The organism is Paraburkholderia sp. SIMBA_030 (assembly GCF_046535245.1).
Lineage (GTDB): Bacteria > Pseudomonadota > Gammaproteobacteria > Burkholderiales > Burkholderiaceae > Paraburkholderia.
Genome location: NZ_JAWRXB010000465.1, coordinates 1 through 274, shown reverse-complemented (window position 1 = coordinate 274; position 274 = coordinate 1). Strand labels below are relative to the sequence as shown.

Sequence of the window (274 nt, the reverse complement as noted above, 5' to 3'; positions counted from 1 at the left end):
CAGTTGCCGCTTTCTTTCTTGCTTCAGCTGCAGCTGCTTCTGCCGCTTCCGCTTTCTTCTTCAGTGCCGCAGCGGCTGCCTCGGCTTTTTTCTGCGCTTCGGCTGCGGCTTTGGCGGCTTCTGCTTCTGCTTTTTTCTTTGCGTCTGCAGCCGCTTTCTTCGCTGCTTCTTCCGCAGCTTTAGCATCTGCTTCGGCCTTCGCTTTAGCATCTGCCGCCGCTTTCGCTGCCGCCTCTTCAGCTTGCTTCTGCTTTAACTCGGCCTGTTTTGCGGC

General features: G+C 56.9%; 1 protein-coding gene. It reads right to left on the bottom strand.

Annotated features, from left to right (window positions below):
- Nucleotides 1–274, bottom strand: a 274-nt coding sequence (locus SB772_RS40805) for a hypothetical protein (RefSeq protein WP_410838625.1), incomplete at both ends; no start/stop codon positions are given.